Origin of the sequence: Paenibacillus barcinonensis, assembly GCF_003217495.1 — a bacterium.
Taxonomy (GTDB): Bacteria; Bacillota; Bacilli; order Paenibacillales; family Paenibacillaceae; genus Paenibacillus; species Paenibacillus barcinonensis.
The window spans coordinates 52,070-69,084 of record NZ_QJSW01000012.1; the positions used below are offsets into that span (position 1 = coordinate 52,070).

Below are 17,015 nucleotides of genomic sequence, written 5' to 3' on the forward strand. Positions count from 1 at the left end.
CAATATGGATTACAGCCTCGAAGGGGATTTGTTTATTTGTTCAAGCCACTTATCTAAACCATGCTTTATTCAGGTTGTTCGTAAAATTGTTATCGTTAAAAGGTACATTTGCATTTCCAAAGTCGGTTGTATTCAGTGCGTTGCGAGCGGCTGAAGTCAGATCATCCCAACCAATCAAAGGCTGAGTTCCTCCGACCACATTGGTTACCCCGAGCTCGTGGTTAAGCGGCCAGGTGCTATTGTATGAGATTTTAGGGTGATCGCCCTGCATATTGCTTGAGCCTGGAGTCACATTGGTGAATTGACCGTGACCAGAGTAGGCGATGGAGAGCACTTTCGGGTTGGCTACAGCGGGATTGTCTACCCATACTACAATGCCTTCCCAGTCATGACGATGACCAAATCCGGGAGAAGGGTTGTCCTTTGGAAAATACCATGCGTACATGATCGCCCACACGCCATTATGCCAAGCGGAACGGGAATAGACCTGACCCAGATTGGAGCTGCAGCCGCCATTGTGTGATCCTGACGTTGCCAGGCCAGCACTGGTATTACCCTGTGCATCCACAGCAGGGAAAGGCACACATCCATGGTAAACCTTCAGGAAAGGTTGAAAACGCTTGGCTGTAATCTGTGTTGCAGTTACAGGTGTGACCTCCTGAAAACCGACAACCTGATCATGATTGATCACTGCCGCATCAGCAGTAGTAACTAGAGGCATACAGGCGAGGAGGGTAACCATGAGCATCAGTACAAGTTTTTTTGTTTTGTTCATCATGCAAATCTCCTTTGCAACATAGTGGAATGCTGGTTGTAAGGCATGTACTTACATGATACTGGGAAAATATTGATTACATTTATATTTTTATATTGAGAATTGTAAATTTGCGGTATATTTATGTCATAATCAAGGGATGCCCGAAGGGGTGCGTGAGATTAATTCGTATTCAAGCGGGCAGAATTGAAGGATAGGCGAGTTATGTTACACAAATGACTTGTGGATTACAGGCTAGGACATCTTCGCGTTTGGTGATATGATAGAAGCAGCAGTCTATGGAATGAGACGAAATTCCTTTGGCATAGATATGAATGTGGAACATAATGTTTGGGTGGTATGAATTGAAGTTTAATGTTGTGTTAAATGGCGGCTTTCACTGAAAAGTGAACAAAGCGGATGAGGTCGTTCCGACTCATGGATAATGTGGAATAGGTGGCGTATCAGATGAAAAGAGCTCGATTAATATATAATCCGACCTCAGGCCGGGAAGAAATGAAGAAACGTCTGGCAGATATTTTGCAGCGTCTGGATCAAGGTGGTATTGAGGCTTCGTGTCATGCAACAACGGGTGAAGGGGATGCAACGCGGGAAGCGGAGCTGGCCATTGAACGCGGATATGACATGATTATTGCGGCAGGCGGCGACGGCACGTTGTATGAGGTCATTAACGGCATGGCTGAACGGGATAACCGTCCGCCGCTGGGTGTATTTCCTTTGGGAACGACGAATGATTTTGCACGTGCGCTTGGTATTCCAAGACAATGGGAAGATTACGTGGATCTGGTCATTCATCAGCAGACACGTCCGCTTGATCTGGGCAAGGCCAATGATAAATATTTTATTAATATTGCAGGCGGCGGGTCGTTAACCGAGTTAACCTATGAAGTGCCGAGTCGTCTGAAAACGATGATCGGGCAGCTGGCCTATTATATGAAGGGCATCGAAAAGATGTCGAACCTGTCCCCGCAGGAGTTAATCATTCGTGCGAACGGACAGGAAGAAATTCATGATGAATTCATGCTGTTCCTCATTGCCAATACCAATTCCGTCGGCGGCTTCGAGAAGCTTGCTCCGGGTGCAACCATTGATGACGGGATGCTCGATGTGATTGCAGTGCGCAAGTGCAACCTGGCCGACATGATTCGTCTAGTAACGCTAGCGCTGCGTGGGGAGCATCTGAACGACAAGAAGGTTCTGCATTTCCAGACCGATCATATGGAAGTGACCTCACCAGGGCATGTGCTGCTGAATCTGGACGGAGAGCTGGGCGGATCATTGCCGGCAACGTTCACGAATCTCAAGCATCATCTGCAGCTGTTCCATCGGTAAAACGGTGTGTGATTAGGCTGAGTAGCTGTGTAGTGTAAGATTGTGCCAAGGGTATGCCGAATTTGAGCTAACGATTAGAGGAAGCTTTGTTTGGCGAAATGAGTGTAAATGGAATGCTCACGATTTGGTGTGTCGCTATTGGGTCTGAACTGAATCAAAAAAGCCGATAAACTCGATGTTACAATGAAATAACGTCTCTGAGGTTCGTTAGAATTTTGGAACGTTATTTTTGGCGTGAACAAGGTTTATCAGGTTCGTTAGCATGCATGAAAGTTTATTGAAAACAAGCTACTGCCTTAGCAGGCGGTGCAATATATAAGAAAGAAGTGAATGTACGTTGTCTAATATGAACCGCAGCGGTCGTGGAAAAAACCGCCGGAATTCGGCTGCTCCTCAAGGGAAAGGGAAGGCTTCGGCGTCCCGTCAGCCAAGTCAATCAAACCAATCAAGAGCGCGTGAATCTTCAGCACCAATCGAAGGATTGCCCGTCAGTAAAAATGAAGAAACCGTCATTGATATCATCGGCATGAATCATGACGGCGAGGGTGTAGGCCGCGCGAATGGCTATACTTTATTTGTACAAGGTGCTCTTCCGGGTGAAACCGTGCGTGTGCGTGTGATGAAAACGAAAAAGCAATATGGCTACGCCAAGCTGCTGGAGATCGTCAAAGCCAGCCCGGATCGCGTATCCGCGCCATGTCCGATCTATGACCAGTGTGGTGGATGCCAGATTCAGCATATGAGCTACGCTGGTCAATTGGCTTGGAAACGTCAGTTGGTGATTGATAATCTGCAGCGGATTGGAAAGCTTAATGTGCTGGTGGAGGATGAGACTCAGGTAATCGAGCCTGAACAATCTCAACTCGATGAAGCAATAGAAGAACAAACCAACGAGAGTAATCGAATACGTCTGCGACTTGAAGGTGTCATGAACGAACAAGACACAGAACACGCGATTCGTGTACTGCCAACGATGGGTATGGACGAGCCGTGGCGTTACCGAAACAAGGCACAGGTGCCGATTGGCACAGCTGAAGGCGGTTTGGTTGGTGGTTTTTATGCAAAAGGAAGCCATCGGATTATCGACATGGAGACCTGTCTTATTCAGCATGAGCACAACGATGAAGTCGTGGCCAAGGTGAAGGAGATCGGCAGTCATCTGGGTATTAGTGCATACAACGAGGAAACAGGCCGCGGGTTACTGCGTCATGTCGTGGTGAAAAAGGCGTTCCGTACAGGCGAGATGATGCTGGTGCTGGTCACGAACGGTCGCGACATCCCATACAAAGATGAGTGGATTGGCAGTATCCGCGAAGCGATTCCGCAAGTGGCGAGCATATGCCAGAACGTAAACAAAAAGCAGACAAATGTTATTTTCGGTGATGAAACCCGTGTTCTATGGGGGCGTGATGTCATCTATGATTATATCGGGGATGTGCAATTTGCGATCTCTCCACGTTCGTTCTATCAGGTCAATCCGGTGCAGACTGAAGTGCTGTATGGTAAAACGGTTGAATACGCCGGACTGAGCGGCAAAGAAACGGTGATTGATGCCTATTGCGGCATCGGAACGATCTCTCTTTTCCTGGCTCAGCATGCGGATCAAGTGTACGGGGTAGAGATTGTGCCCGAAGCGATTGAGGATGCACGAAGCAATGCGCTGCTCAACGAGATGCATAACGTCAAATTTGAAGTCGGCGCCTCCGAGGATGTGATTCCACGCTGGAAAGAACAAGGCATCGAAGCCGACGTCATTGTTGTTGACCCACCACGCAAGGGCTGTGACCCGCGTCTGCTCGACACGATCCTGGAGATGAAGCCAGAACGTGTGGTGTACGTGAGTTGTAATCCGAGTACGCTGGCACGTGATCTGCGTGTACTGGAGGACGGCGGCTACCGCACGGTGGAGGTTACGCCGGTGGATATGTTCCCGCATACGGTTCATGTGGAGTCGGTGGCGATGTTGGTAAGGGTTTAGTGTTTTACGCTGGCATGTGCCTTGCTTTAATAAATAGCTGTATAGCCCGAAGCTTCTAAAGTTCGGGCTATATTTTTTAACCAAAGCAATTAAATTCAGCGAAGGGCAATGGATGAGGCTTGTTGTATTCCATGATAAGTCTTGGTAGGCTGTCCTTTGCAAAAAAAACTTGTTAAAAATTGTACCGAGAAGTGCCGGTGGAATTTGGGTTAGCAGGTGAGCAATCATATCAAGCTTTACAGATTGCTTGCGTTGAATATATTTTCCTTTACCATACACATTCGAAACAATCGTAAAGGAGAGAAACAGCCAGATGACGAATGGAATTTCAGAGGGCATCAACGGGCTTTTTCAAAATTGTTGACAATTGGCATATATGTAATTATATTTAATATATCAATCGCTTGGTGCTATAAATCTACTAGTGTAAACGCTCTCCAAGCAAAACTTTACGTAATTTAGTTCGATCCCGACGAGGAAGAAAATGGAGAGGTGATGGGGCACTTGGTCCCAGTATTGTACACGCCCTTCCATTTACGAGTAACATTCATCGTAGTTTTGTAAAGCATTTTCAGCAACGGTTCATTGCTTGGGAAAATGCTTTTTTCTTTAGGCTTTGCGATGTTAACGATGGTAACCCTCAATTATTTCCGTCGTTGTACTCTTCGCGTCAAGCTTTGTAAGTTCTGCACCGTGTCATATTCCGCCTCCAGCATGAATTGCAGCATCTCTGCAAACAACTCTGTAAACAACTCTTTCAGTGCAAATTCACCTTGTTCATCGTTATGAACTTATTCTTCTTTACAATCAATTTCACTTGCTCATCACTTGTACGATCCTCTTTAATCAGCCTTTCTAAAGATTATCTAACGGGGGAAACATGATGTCTAAATCAATAGAATTGATCTTGAAAGATGAAATTTTTGCTGAGCTGGACATCGAGTATCCGGAAGACCGCGATACCCGTTTGTTGGACCAAGGGATCGATTCAGCAGGCTTCATCAAGCTTATTGTTTTAATGGAATCGAAGTTTAACATCTCGATCCCTGATGAAGATCTGTTATTTGAGAATTTCTCCACGGCTGGATTAATCCTTAATTATTTGACTGAGAAAACGCTATGATGACGATCATTCAGCGTCTATTTCTGGAGGCCTCTGATCGCCAAAATCATATTATCCTTGAAGATTTAAAGCAGCAATGGACTTACGCAGAAGTGATGACAGAAGCTTATTCGATTGCTCTATATATCCGCAAAAATGTTGAGCTTGAGTCTGGAAGTCATGTTGCATTATACACAAATAATGAGCCCTTGTTCATTCTTGCGGCGCTTGGCATTCAATTCTGCGGTTATGTGTTAGTACCGGTTCCTTATTCGGCATCCAATACTGAAATTGAAAATATTTTAAATGCCAGTGACGCCAAGCTGGTTATCAGCAAACATGCACAGTCTGCGCATTTAAATTGTGACATTCCTTGGGTTACCGCTCAGGATTTATCGCAAGAACCAATGCCTTCGTTCGAATCGATCTCGTTAACCAAGCAGTTCGATCCTAATCAATGTGCAATTCTCCTTCCTACATCGGGCACAACTGGGAAATCTAAAATCGTTATGTTATCCCATTGGAACGTATTATCGAATGCGTTGGCACATGGCGGAAAGGTGGGGTATACGGATCGAGATTCGTTTCTTGTAACGATGCCCGTTCATTTCAGTTCTACGATTGTCACGCAATTGATTTCCTGCATGTTATATGGAACCCGAATTAAACTGATCAGCTTGCCCATGCTGCCGCGCACCGCGTTTAAACTGTTTCAGAATAAAGCGGTCACGGCATTCTCAGCGGTGCCTACGCAATTGATGCACCTTGTTTCCGCTTTCCATCAGACAAAGAACTGGAGTGCCTTTGATTCCATTGAATGTATTGTCATTAGCGGTGCGGCGATTCCCGCGAAATTAGTAGACCATCTTCAAACTGTATTTCCTTACGCGGACATTATTCAAACCTATGGATTGACCGAAGCTTCTCCGCGGGTGAGCATGATGGAACGGGGAGAGCGCTGCTTATCCTGTGGAACACCCATCAATGACGTTTCTATTCGTCTTGTTGACGAAGAAGAGAATGAGGTTGAAGGAGCAGCGATCGGAGAAATTTGGGTTAAGGGTCCGAATGTGATGCTCGGTTATTACAAAAACCCGGAGTTAACGAACGCTACCATTGTTGAGGGTTGGTTAAAGACAGGAGATTTGGGATATTGGAATGAATCAGGGTGTCTCATACTCACAGGCCGAAAGAAGAATATCATCATATCCGGCGGTATCAATATCTACCCGGAAGAAATCGAGGAATTTCTGTACGGCTTGAAAGAAGTGGAGGAGGTTATGGTTATTGGTGTACACGATGATCTGTTAGGTGAAGTTCCCATCGCATTTCTGAAGGTTTTTAATGAATGCCTGATTGATATAGATGCACTGACACAACATTGCAACGTACATTTGTCATCCTATAAAGTGCCTAGACAATGGAGGGTTCTAGATGACATTCCAAAAACCAAAACAGGAAAACTGGACAGGGCAAGTACGAAGCGCTTATTGCTAAACGAGATACACTGATTCGGAATCCTTAAGCCATTTAACCAAATAACCAGGGGTGAACGAAAGGTTGAAAAATTCAACTCAAACGTTAGGCAGCAAAATATTGCCGGTCAGTTATCCGATGATTACAACCTATACGCAGCATGCTCATCTCTTGTCCATACTTACCCATTACGAGTGCGCACATCCATGGATATTTAGCAATTATATTCAATTATATATTAACAAAGATTATAAACATCATTGGGGAGATTTTTATTTCCCTGTGACTTATGAGCTGAGGCCTTCGGATGCGTGCAAATGGATTACGACTCAAAAGTTACATAGAGATACGGTAACAACGAAATGGGACTCTGTTATTCATTTTATTGTAGAAAATATTAATGCGAATAACTATGTGCACACCATGATCAATTATTTCTACGTGCCCTTAAGCGATCGCTACAATAAACTTCAATTGCATCATGACATATTTGTTTACGGCTATGACTTGAATAGAGAGATATTGTATGTTTCCGATTTTTTTAAGAACGGCGTATATAGTCAGGCTGAGATATCATTTAGTGATTTCCAGCTTGCGTTCGACACGAATCATCTAACAACCAATCATGATTATCTTAGAGAGATGGTTTATCTGTATACATTCAATGATCAATATCAGGATAATTTCAGTGCAGATACTCTAGTGAATTCTATAAGAAATTATTTCACTAAGAAAACGCCGGAGTATTGGGAGATGTTCAACTATGGAGGCGACAGGCATAATCTTGACTTCGGCATGCAAATATATACAACTCTATTAAATTATGCGAAAGAGACATCGGAACAGAAGGCTATGCTTGATATAAGACCCTTTCATTTACTTTATGATCATAAGAGGTTAATGACGCTAAGACTCAAGTACCTGTACGATAATCGGCATTTAATTAAATTAAATCAAGAGCATATAGATGAATTCACAGCCATTGAACTCAAGGCAAAGATACTTGTGAATGTAGCGATGAAATATAATTTTACAAGGGATACGAGTATTTCCGAAAATTTTCAAACGCTGATTACGAATATAGAAAATGAAGAATCCATATTCCTTGAACGATGGCTGAAGAATGTAGGCATTCAGTAATGTTCAGGGAGCAGATGATGTCAGCTGTGGGTATCTCTTCTTGCACTCGAATAGAAGCCTTAGCCGGAGCCGGTGGTGATCCGGGCATATTTATGGAGGGAGTGATGCCGGGCTTATACTCGTTGCGATACAGCGTATTGAGTAATCCAAACCGCTGCTCTTGTCTTAAAGATTCCGTTTGCTGACAGCCTATTGTCTTCTTGTCTTTTAACGATCCGCATGGCTTCAAGCGCTTTTTTTCGGCACAACCTCAGCAAATTCACTCACCCAAGAATCTCTCCTAGTATGTGACCCGACATCTTGTGATTCATGCCATAGAACCATACCTGTTTCGTTTGGGAGCAACGCACCGTTCACCAACCTTACGCAATGGGGATCTTTATAATTCATTGTATTAACAGGACACAACCATTTCAAGGACGATCATGGACTGGGAATCTGTGGCTGACCACCCTCGTCATACAGCAGGGCACTGCGTGCTGGGAGCTGCACGCGGCAATCAGTTTGCATGATGCACTCACTAGAACAATCCATTATTACAAGAGTCAATATATCCATTAAACGGGAGGTACCTATGCAAGAACAGATCATAGCGATGATAAGTGAAGTCAAGGACGACGCCCAGCTGGAAGTCAGCTTGAACGGGCATTCCAACATCATGGAAGATGGGGGATTAGACTCTTTACAGCTAATTACTTTCTTATTGAAGGTGGAGGAGCGTTTCGGCATTGAAATTGATTTCGAACAATTCGAATTCGATTGCATGGAATCGGTTACAATCTTTTGCAATTATATTTCGGAGCTGCAGAAGACGGCATCTGCATGAACGATAGACGCAAGTTCGAGCTCATTATCGGGACGTTTGATGCGGAACGCTTCTGGCGCGACCCTAATCAAGCCAAACTGCCGTCGTTTCACGATCCTGAAATGGAGAATGTCGTGATGGCCATGGATGAGCTGCTCTTCCCATTTTGCGGGGCGCAGGATAGGCTCATTACCCGTTATGGAATGAACGCTTCTCATAAAGCGTATTTGCATGAGATCGGATTCCAATTTCTGTCCAATTCAACCGATCTTGAGAGTCCTGATGGAGGAAACGCAGGCAGAACCGCCAATATATTCGACCTGCTCACCTCGTCTGATCATGTGGGTGACATGGATCCAGACTGGCTGAACGGCGCCACGTTGTCGCCCTTTGCGGTCATTCCGGGGGCGGACCGGGCTGCTGCGCGTTTCGGGCTGGAACAGGGTTGCCCAGCTGTCGAGACGGTGCAGACGGTCAACTCTAAGCTGTATTCAACCGAACTGAACCGTCGCCTTGAGCTTCAGTGTGACAGCCAGACGGTCTATTCCCACGAAGAGCTGCTGTCAAGCGGCTTGGCTCTGCTGAAACAAGGCCCCTTTTTGATCAAAGATGAGTTTGGGGTATCCGGGAAAGGGAATTTGCTAATCGAGTCGGAAGCGATTCTGCAGCGGGTCACATCCTATCTCGCCGATCAGTGCAGAAGGGGAAAAACGGTCCGGTTTATTATTGAGCCGTTCCGCCTCAAGGAGCTGGATTTCTCTTGCCAATTCCACATCGCTCCGGACGGCACGTACCGCCATATCTCTGTGCAGCAATTGGTCAATCACAATTTCGCTTACCAAGGCTCTTATACAGCCGATGACAGGCTGCTTCATATGCTGCACGAAGCGGATTACTTTGATGCAATGAAGCTGGCGGCTCGAGAGCTTTACCAGTCGGGTTATCACGGGCACGTATGCGTCGATTCGATGCTGCTAAGGGACGGTCGCATCGTTCCGATTGTTGAGGTCAATGCAAGGAGATCGATGAGTCTCATCAAGCATTACGTTGACCGGTATCTCGAGAAGCACGGTACGGCCGGGAGCATGACACATGTGACCTTACAGTTTGCAGGTGATGTATCATTCGATCAATTGCTGGAATCGCTGGACCGCGAGGGTATTCTATATAAGCCTGATCAAGGGTTTGGCATACTACCGCTAAGCGCGAATACGCTCTTTATTAACAAGGTCGTCAGCGAGTGCAAGGGGATTCGGAATAAGCAGGTGAAGGGCAGATTGTATTATTCGCTGATCGAGGGGACAGGGGATAACGAACGCTTGTCCGCGAAGCTTGAGGAGGTTCTGTTGTCGTTATCCTTCAAGATCGCCCGCTGATGCATTCCGAAGTGCTTGAAACCATGGATGGAGGAAGAGAGCTTATGGGGAAGCGGAAAGTAACGATTCTATGCTCGGGTTTCGGTCTGGGGTTCTATATTCCCGGCCTGTTAGCTGCAAGTGATTTCGGGAGAAGGGATATCGCGACGGAAGTGCTCGTGTTCGAAAGCTATTTGGAGCATGACAAGAGGGAGCATATTGCAGACAGCAGAACGGCGTACCACAACAATTTCGCCATTGCCAATTTTTCGGCCCGAATGCCGATGGATATCCGGGGTAGTATAGATTACGCCCAGGTTGAGCTATTGCTGGAGGCGTGGAAAGCGGAAGAACGCTACGAATTCATATCGCTATCTGGACACTGGGTCTATATTCTGGATTTGTATAGGGAGAAAATGCTGCCGAATCCAATTCATGTAGACCTGCTCTACGTTGATTCGGATCTGGCCCCGTCCTGGAAGAGCCTGAAGAAGTTTCATCCCCGGTATGACGAACATTATTACAATGCGTGTCTCTATGACACCGATAAGAGGGCGATTCGATGCGAAATCCCGGTTCTCTCTGGTACGCCGCTGCCCTTCGAATCAAGGAAGCGGCGGCTTGTTGTTCATGGCGGCGGCTGGGGGATGGGCACGTATCAAAGTACAATTCCAGAGCTTGCCGGCCATAACTATGGGCTTGATATTGTAGCTTATGACTGGAAGGAAGCGAAGCCCGATCCCGATCACCGATATTGGATGAACGATCCGGGATGGTGTTCATGGGTGAAGAGCGTGAACGGCCTGCACGAATTTCCGCCATATATTGAAATAGCGGGAGAAAATACGAATTCATACGCTGCTGAGGCTGATCATCATTGGTTATTTGACGTTGCTTCTGAGGCGATGGCTATCGTGGCCAAGCCAGGAGCCGGCACATTGATCGACTCGCTTGCCTCCGAAACCCCTCTTATTCTTCTGGAGCCGTTCGGCAGTCATGAGCTTAGCAATCTGGAATTGTGGGAGTCGCTTGGGTTCGGAATACGCTACGAGAAGTGGCGAGAGATGGATTTTTCTGTAGATATCCTTAAGGAGATGCATCAAGCGATCAAGAACAGACCCGGTGAACGGATGAATTATGTGGATCACTATTGTTCGAGGGTTGCCTTAACGAAGAGGTAAGATTTCAATGGCAGAAGGGGTTATGCGATGAGCTTAAATACATTGAGTGTTGCCAAGGATACGGTAAGCTATCCGAGATGGATCGTCTTGCAACTGCTAGAGGAATGCAATTTGCGATGCAAAATGTGTTATGAATGGGGACTCGAAGGGCCTTACAAAAGCAAAAAAACATTAGCGCAGCTGGACCCGGAGCTGATCAAAAAGATCATCACCCAGTGCAGCCCCGGCAAGCCGTATTACGACTTCTTCGGCGGCGAGCCGCTGATGTACCCTTGGCTGAGCGACATTCTCGCCATGATCAATCATTATGGAAGCATAGCGGACTTCCCCACGAACGGCACACTGCTTGAGAAGCATGCCGAGATGCTGGTCGAGACTCCGCCCAATAAGATCTGGGTATCGCTCGACGGCCCAGAGGAAATCAACGACAGGCAGAGGGGCAAAGGCGTATTCAAGAAAGTAATCAAAGGAATCGAGAAGCTCTATGAGCTCCGGCAAAGCAAAGGCAAGCAATTTCCGAAGATGGGTGTATCCTTTATCATTACACCCTTGAACTATATGTACGTCGAGGAATTTTTCTTTAAGCAGATCGACTTGTCGATGTTGGACCATATCAGCATGGAGGTGCAGCTCTATGCCACGGAAGAGCAGTATGCCCAATATGTGGAGGTTCTTAGCGAGCAATTCGGCGTGCATGAAGCTCCGTATGCCAAGGGGATGGTCTGGAAAGACATCGGTTCGTTTAGCCAGATCGATATTCCCGAATTAACGAGACAGCTCCATAATGTTAAAGATTATTGCTTGAAAAACCGTATTGATGTGATTACCTATCCGAAGACGATAGATGAACTGAATTTGCACAACTATTTTTCGGGACAATTCCATCAGATGGCGGATAAACGAAAACGCTGCTCCCTTCCATGGACCTATGCGGAGATTACGGCAAGGGGCGACGTTTCTCCCTGCCATGCCTTCTATGATTTGACCTTCGGCAATGTGAACGAAGAGAATTTGCTGGATATCTGGCGCAGTGACCATTACAAAGAGTATCGCGCGTATATGAAAAAAAATATGCTTCCGATTTGTACGGCTTGTTCAAGGTATTATATCTACTGATTCATGTGAATGACCTAAACCGTTTAAGAAGGGTGTGTTGATATGAATCCGAAATCTGAGATTAAACATTCCGCAAAGGATCTGCAAATATTGAAGCGTACGATCAGGAATACGGTGGAAACCAAGCGGAACATGGAAAAAATAGCGGGTTACGCGACACCGTTGCCAGAGTCGGTCGGGATTAAACTGACGAACCAATGCAACTTGCGCTGCAAGCATTGCTATCAATGGAATGACACCGGCTACCATCACTTCATGACACCGGAGCAGCAACGCGAACAGCTCGACTACGGGCTGCTGGAGAAGGTAATCCTTGAGACGGAACCAGCCAAGTCGAGACTCTATATCTGGGGCGGAGAGCCGCTCGTATACAGCCATTTCGACCGTTTGGCCGATTTGCTTGAAGCCCATCCTCGTGAGACGACGATCTGCACGAACGCGGTGCTGATCGAGCGAAAGCTGGACGCCTTGCTGAGAATCTCCGACAACCTGGAGCTGCTCATTGCGCTTGATGGATTCGAAGAAGAGAATGATGCGCTTCGAGGCAAAGGGGTATTCAACAAGGCGATAGATGCGATCCGAAAGCTGGTTGAGCTACGCAAAGAAAACCGATTCAGGGGCAAAATTACGATCCATACCGTCGTTAACGATGGGATGACCGACAAGCTTTACGATCTGCTGGACTTTCTGGAGGGCGTCGGTGTAGATATGGTCATGGTCTGCTTCCCGTGGTACATCTCGGACGAATGCACGCAGGGAATGGACGATTACTTTGACCAGAAGTTCGACTTCCTTCCGGCGAGCGAGCACAAGGGCGAACGAAGCTGGCACGCCTTTAACTACAAGCTCGATCCAGAGCGTATCCCTGCTTTGATGAGCGAGTTGGACCGGGTGAATAATCGGGTCTGGAAAATGCGCTTGCGCTACCAGCCGAATCTGGATCATGACCAGATCGAAGATTTCGTGCTCGGCAAAGAGGTGAAGGGGAAAGGCACGATGAACAAGAAGTGCCTGGCGCTCTCGAACCGGATGGACATTACGCCCGATGGAACGATTGTTGCGTGCAAATTTTTCAAGGAGTTCGAGATCGGCAAATTACAGGAAGCGTCCTTACAGGAATTATGGCATAGCATGACCTACAGAAGGATAAGGGAAATGATGGACGAACGGCTGACACCGGCATGTTCCAAGTGCAGTGTCTTGCATTTGCACGGTGTATAACGATTCTAAATTCACATAAATGAGGTGCGCAAGTGAGCATTATCCACCTGGAGGGATTATCCAAAAGCTTCAAGTATTACGAGAAAGAGCTGGGGCTCAAAAAATCGCTCAAAAATTTAGTGAAGCGAAAATCACTGATTAAAGAAGCGGTTAGCGAGATATCCCTTGTCATCGAGCAGGGTGAGATGGTCGGATTTTTAGGCCCGAACGGTTCCGGCAAAACGACTACGCTTAAGATGCTGTCTGGCATCTTGTATCCGACAAGCGGGCAAGCGACAGTATTAGGCTATGTCCCTTGGGAGCGAAAAAAAGAATTCAAGATGCAGTTCTCGATCGTGATGGGGCAGAAATCGCAGTTGTGGTGGGATTTACCGGCGAACGAATCATTGTATCTGAACAAATGCATTTATGAGATCGAGGATAAGCCCTACAATCTTGTCCTGGATGAGCTTACGGAGATGCTTGACGTTAAAGACCTGCTCAATATTCAGGTGCGGAGACTCTCGCTGGGGGAACGGATGAAGATGGAGCTTATTGCGTCGCTCATCCACCGGCCCAAGGTGATTTTCCTGGATGAGCCTACAATCGGACTCGATCTGATTTCGCAGAAGCGCATTCGGGAGTTTCTGAAGTGTTATAACGAGCAGACGAAGGCAACGGTCATTCTGACAAGCCACTACATGGCGGATATTGAGGATCTATGTAAACGAGCGATCATCATCAATCAGGGGAAGATCGTATACGACGGCGATCTTCGGCGTGTGAACGAGCTGCTGCATGCCAAAAAGATTATCAAGCTGCAATTTACGGATGAAGTGCCGAGGCAAGCGTTAAGCGACTATGGCACGATTACTCAACATGACGGCATAAATGCCGTCATGGAAATTGATAAGCATGACCTCCAGCGGCTTTCCAAAATGATACTGGACCGGTTCCCGATCCTCGATTTCACAGTTGAAGATGTACCTGTTGAGCGAGGCATCGAAAGCTTATATCAGAAAGATGGGGTCCAGACATGAAAGCCTTGCAGAAGTATAAAAGGACGTACATCCTTGCGCTTCAGAATGCGATGGAGTACCGGACCGATTTCCTGATGGGCATTATCAGCGGCGGCTTTATCATACTCGTCCAATGCTTCCTCTGGACAGCTGTGTTCCGCAGTTCGCCGCAAGAGATTATTAACGGTTATACGTATTCACAGATCATCATTTATTCCGTGTTGTCCGGTGTCGTCTCCAAGTTGGTTTCTGCCGGCTTCGAAGGGGAAATCGCGAATGATATCAAGACGGGCGGGCTAAGCAAGTTTATTGCTAAGCCCATTCATTATTTCAGCTATCGGATATGCAATTTCTTCGGTGAGAAAACGGTTCAGACCGGGGTCGTGCTTGTCTTATTCGTCATACTGATGACCGTGTTTACTCAGATCTGGGGGTTTCCGCTCAGAGTGGGGCAGATCGTTATGTTCCTGGTCAGTATTTTGTTCGGAATGCTCATCAACTTCCTGCTTTTTTATTCGATTAGTGCGCTCGCGTTCATCATTACTGAGGTTTGGGGCGTGTATATCGCGTTCAACCAAGGCGTCTATCTGCTCAGCGGCGCCATCTTTCCGCTTAATATTTTCGGAGATACGTTTGCCACAATCTCCAGCTATTTACCGTTCCAGTATGTCGTATTCTTCCCGGTTAAGATCATCCTCGGGAGCTTGGGGGTTCATGAGATTGTGAGCGGGCTCCTGGTACAGGCGGTTTGGGTAGTGGTACTTTTGGTCATTTCTAAATTGGCTTGGGATTCCGGGATGAAGAAATATGTAGCCGTTGGAGGTTAGGTCTGTGAGTATCAGTTTGAGTGAGATTCGGAAGCATGTACGTATGTTTTTTATTTTCGCAAAGAACAGTTTGGTCGGTTATATGGAATACAAAGCGAATTTCTACTCCGGTTTGATCATGGAGACCGTATTTCTGTTTACCAAGCTGATCTATGTCATCTTCGTTTTTCGGCTGGGGATTGAAATTAATGGCATTTCTCCCGACCAGATGATGATCTTCACCGGGACCTATACGATTATGATCGCAATCTATACAGGATTGTTTATGGATAACTTTTATAGATTCGCCGGCCATATCCGCAACGGAACGCTGGACTTGTATATGACGAAGCCGCTATCGCTGCAGTTTATGATTTCATTTCGAAACGTTAACTACGCGTTTCCGATTCCGAATCTGATCGCCGGGATCACGATGATCGTACTAGCTTGGCGGCGGCTTGGCATCGAGCCAAGCTTTATGCACTTGGCCGGATATATCGGCGTGATCTTGAGCAGCACGATCGTGATGTACTCGGTGCTTCTGCTTCCGCAAATTCTTGCTTTCTGGACGGTGAAGTCCGGTTCGATCTTCGACATTCTGGACAAATGTTGGGATTTGAACAATATGCCGATGTACATATACCCCAAATGGCTGCAGAGAATAGGGGTGTATGTCGTGCCTATCTTGTTTATTACCAACATGCCGTCGGTTTATTTGATTGACCGCTTGGATTTCTTCCTTGGGATATGGATTTTTGCAGCTCCTGTGATATCGCTTCTAGCGGTCAGGCTGTTCTGGAAGCTGGCCGTCCGACACTATGAGAGCGCCAGCAGTTAGAGAAATGCCAAAAAAGAAATGGTTGAGAGGGTGAATCGCATGAGCAGGATGGAATACAAGAGCTTCTCGCCGCAGACAGAGGCTACTGCCAAGAAGCAGCTGCACAATGGGATCGAAATCTATCAAAACAACGAAGGCGAGACCGAGTTCCTCTACAACGAGATTTTCCAGAAGGAGATGTATTTCAAGCACGGGATTACGCTCCCGGATCATGGCACGGTCATGGACGTCGGGGCTAATATCGGCATGTTCACCCTGTATGTCAGCAGCAAGAGCAACTGCAGGGTATATGCCTTTGAGCCACTGCCTCCGACGTTTAAGCTCTTGAAGATGAATACGAGCTCGCTGCCTCGCGTAACAACGGTTAACGTCGGGCTTTCCAATGAGATCAAGGAAGCGGAGTTTGCCTATTTTCCTACGATGTCCACGGATTCTGTCCAGATCAAATACCGGGAGAACCACGATCAGGATCTCCGATACGGGTTAATCAACCATTACCGGGATCATTTCGACGACCCGCGCATGCTAAATCGGTTTGTGGATCAACTTATGTCGCCGAAGCTTCTGAATGAACAAATCCATCGTTGCAAGCTAACTACAATCTCTGAAATGATCCGTTATTATGATATGAACTCCATTGATCTGCTCAAAATCGACGTGGAAAAAAGTGAATTTGAGGTCCTAGAAGGCATCCTTCCAGAGGATTGGGGCAAAATCAGGCAAATTGTAATGGAGGTGCACGGATTGGACGGAGAACAGATCAACAGGCTCGAGAACATCTTCCGAACCAACGGCTTCCATGTGTGGATCGATTACTACGAAGACTTGAATATCCCCAATTACTTCAATGTGTATGCGTTGAATCAAATGCATATATCGGCTGGGGGATAGT

At 46.6% G+C, this 17,015-nt stretch carries 15 protein-coding genes and 1 pseudogene; 14 read left to right on the forward strand and 2 right to left on the reverse strand.

Going from position 1 to position 17,015, the window contains the following annotated elements; genetic code table 11:
• Positions 1–49 precede the first annotated feature (49 nt).
• Positions 50–748 carry an NPP1 family protein gene (locus DFQ00_RS17980; protein ID WP_425271039.1) on the reverse strand — a complete coding sequence of 233 codons (699 nt, stop codon included), beginning with the start codon at positions 746–748 and terminating at the stop codon, positions 50–52.
• 474 nt (positions 749–1,222) lie between these two features.
• On the opposite strand from DFQ00_RS17980, the gene DFQ00_RS17985 reads away from it, so the two are divergent.
• Positions 1,223–2,107, forward strand: coding sequence for a diacylglycerol kinase (locus DFQ00_RS17985; RefSeq protein ID WP_110897863.1), 885 nt, complete (start codon positions 1,223–1,225; stop codon positions 2,105–2,107).
• 346 nt (positions 2,108–2,453) lie between these two features.
• Positions 2,454–4,085: a 23S rRNA (uracil(1939)-C(5))-methyltransferase RlmD gene (rlmD, locus tag DFQ00_RS17990; protein WP_425271040.1), complete on the forward strand. Its 1,632-nt coding sequence runs from the start codon at positions 2,454–2,456 to the stop codon at positions 4,083–4,085.
• A 396-nt stretch (positions 4,086–4,481) separates the two neighbouring features.
• Here rlmD and DFQ00_RS30330 read toward each other — a convergent pair.
• Positions 4,482–4,742, reverse strand: a pseudogene (locus DFQ00_RS30330) (hypothetical protein); the annotation flags it as partial.
• 226 nt (positions 4,743–4,968) lie between these two features.
• Between DFQ00_RS30330 and DFQ00_RS17995 the strand changes: the two are divergent.
• The 12 genes from DFQ00_RS17995 (at position 4,969) to DFQ00_RS18050 (ending at position 17,014) form a co-directional block, all read left to right on the forward strand.
• On the forward strand, positions 4,969–5,208 hold the full coding sequence (locus DFQ00_RS17995) for a phosphopantetheine-binding protein (RefSeq protein WP_208643797.1): 240 nt from the start codon (positions 4,969–4,971) through the stop codon (positions 5,206–5,208).
• On the forward strand, positions 5,205–6,698 hold the full coding sequence (locus DFQ00_RS18000) for a class I adenylate-forming enzyme family protein (protein ID WP_110897866.1): 1,494 nt from the start codon (positions 5,205–5,207) through the stop codon (positions 6,696–6,698). The genes DFQ00_RS17995 and DFQ00_RS18000 overlap by 4 nt, the downstream gene beginning before the upstream one ends.
• Positions 6,699–6,747: 49 nt before the next feature.
• Positions 6,748–7,803, forward strand: coding sequence for a hypothetical protein (locus tag DFQ00_RS18005; RefSeq protein WP_110897867.1), 1,056 nt, complete (start codon positions 6,748–6,750; stop codon positions 7,801–7,803).
• A 574-nt stretch (positions 7,804–8,377) separates the two neighbouring features.
• Positions 8,378–8,629 (forward strand): acyl carrier protein, encoded by a 252-nt coding sequence (locus DFQ00_RS18010; protein WP_110897868.1) that lies wholly within the window; start codon positions 8,378–8,380, stop codon positions 8,627–8,629.
• Positions 8,626–9,984: an ATP-grasp domain-containing protein gene (locus tag DFQ00_RS18015; protein WP_110897869.1), complete on the forward strand. Its 1,359-nt coding sequence runs from the start codon at positions 8,626–8,628 to the stop codon at positions 9,982–9,984. Before DFQ00_RS18010 ends, DFQ00_RS18015 begins: the two co-directional genes overlap by 4 nt.
• 44 nt (positions 9,985–10,028) lie before the next feature.
• Entirely contained in the window at positions 10,029–11,144 is a 1,116-nt protein-coding gene (locus tag DFQ00_RS18020) for a UDP-glucuronosyltransferase (protein ID WP_110897952.1), read from the forward strand.
• Between the two features lie 27 nt (positions 11,145–11,171).
• Positions 11,172–12,260 carry a radical SAM/SPASM domain-containing protein gene (locus DFQ00_RS18025; protein WP_110897870.1) on the forward strand — a complete coding sequence of 363 codons (1,089 nt, stop codon included), beginning with the start codon at positions 11,172–11,174 and terminating at the stop codon, positions 12,258–12,260.
• 42 nt (positions 12,261–12,302) lie between these two features.
• On the forward strand, positions 12,303–13,481 hold the full coding sequence (locus tag DFQ00_RS18030) for a radical SAM/SPASM domain-containing protein (RefSeq protein ID WP_110897871.1): 1,179 nt from the start codon (positions 12,303–12,305) through the stop codon (positions 13,479–13,481).
• Positions 13,482–13,513: 32 nt separating this feature from the next.
• Positions 13,514–14,500, forward strand: coding sequence for an ABC transporter ATP-binding protein (locus DFQ00_RS18035; protein ID WP_110897872.1), 987 nt, complete (start codon positions 13,514–13,516; stop codon positions 14,498–14,500).
• Positions 14,497–15,306 (forward strand): ABC transporter permease, encoded by an 810-nt coding sequence (locus DFQ00_RS18040; protein ID WP_110897873.1) that lies wholly within the window; start codon positions 14,497–14,499, stop codon positions 15,304–15,306. Before DFQ00_RS18035 ends, DFQ00_RS18040 begins: the two co-directional genes overlap by 4 nt.
• Before the next feature lie 4 nt (positions 15,307–15,310).
• Positions 15,311–16,123, forward strand: coding sequence for an ABC transporter permease (locus DFQ00_RS18045; protein WP_110897874.1), 813 nt, complete (start codon positions 15,311–15,313; stop codon positions 16,121–16,123).
• A 39-nt stretch (positions 16,124–16,162) separates the two neighbouring features.
• Entirely contained in the window at positions 16,163–17,014 is an 852-nt protein-coding gene (locus DFQ00_RS18050) for an FkbM family methyltransferase (protein WP_167433763.1), read from the forward strand.
• Position 17,015 lies beyond the last annotated feature (1 nt).

Bases quoted from the DNA above. Each gene is read 5' to 3' on its own strand.
- DFQ00_RS17980 (WP_425271039.1), bottom strand. From the start codon at position 748: ATGCTCATGGTTACCCTCCTCGCCTGTATGCCTCTAGTTACTACTGCT.
- DFQ00_RS17985 (WP_110897863.1), top strand. From the start codon at position 1,223: ATGAAAAGAGCTCGATTAATATATAATCCGACCTCAGGCCGGGAAGAA.
- rlmD (WP_425271040.1), top strand. From the start codon at position 2,454: ATGAACCGCAGCGGTCGTGGAAAAAACCGCCGGAATTCGGCTGCTCCT.
- DFQ00_RS17995 (WP_208643797.1), top strand. From the start codon at position 4,969: ATGTCTAAATCAATAGAATTGATCTTGAAAGATGAAATTTTTGCTGAG.
- DFQ00_RS18000 (WP_110897866.1), top strand. From the start codon at position 5,205: ATGATGACGATCATTCAGCGTCTATTTCTGGAGGCCTCTGATCGCCAA.
- DFQ00_RS18010 (WP_110897868.1), top strand. From the start codon at position 8,378: ATGCAAGAACAGATCATAGCGATGATAAGTGAAGTCAAGGACGACGCC.
- DFQ00_RS18015 (WP_110897869.1), top strand. From the start codon at position 8,626: ATGAACGATAGACGCAAGTTCGAGCTCATTATCGGGACGTTTGATGCG.
- DFQ00_RS18020 (WP_110897952.1), top strand. From the start codon at position 10,029: ATGGGGAAGCGGAAAGTAACGATTCTATGCTCGGGTTTCGGTCTGGGG.
- DFQ00_RS18025 (WP_110897870.1), top strand. From the start codon at position 11,172: ATGAGCTTAAATACATTGAGTGTTGCCAAGGATACGGTAAGCTATCCG.
- DFQ00_RS18030 (WP_110897871.1), top strand. From the start codon at position 12,303: ATGAATCCGAAATCTGAGATTAAACATTCCGCAAAGGATCTGCAAATA.
- DFQ00_RS18040 (WP_110897873.1), top strand. From the start codon at position 14,497: ATGAAAGCCTTGCAGAAGTATAAAAGGACGTACATCCTTGCGCTTCAG.
- DFQ00_RS18050 (WP_167433763.1), top strand. From the start codon at position 16,163: ATGAGCAGGATGGAATACAAGAGCTTCTCGCCGCAGACAGAGGCTACT.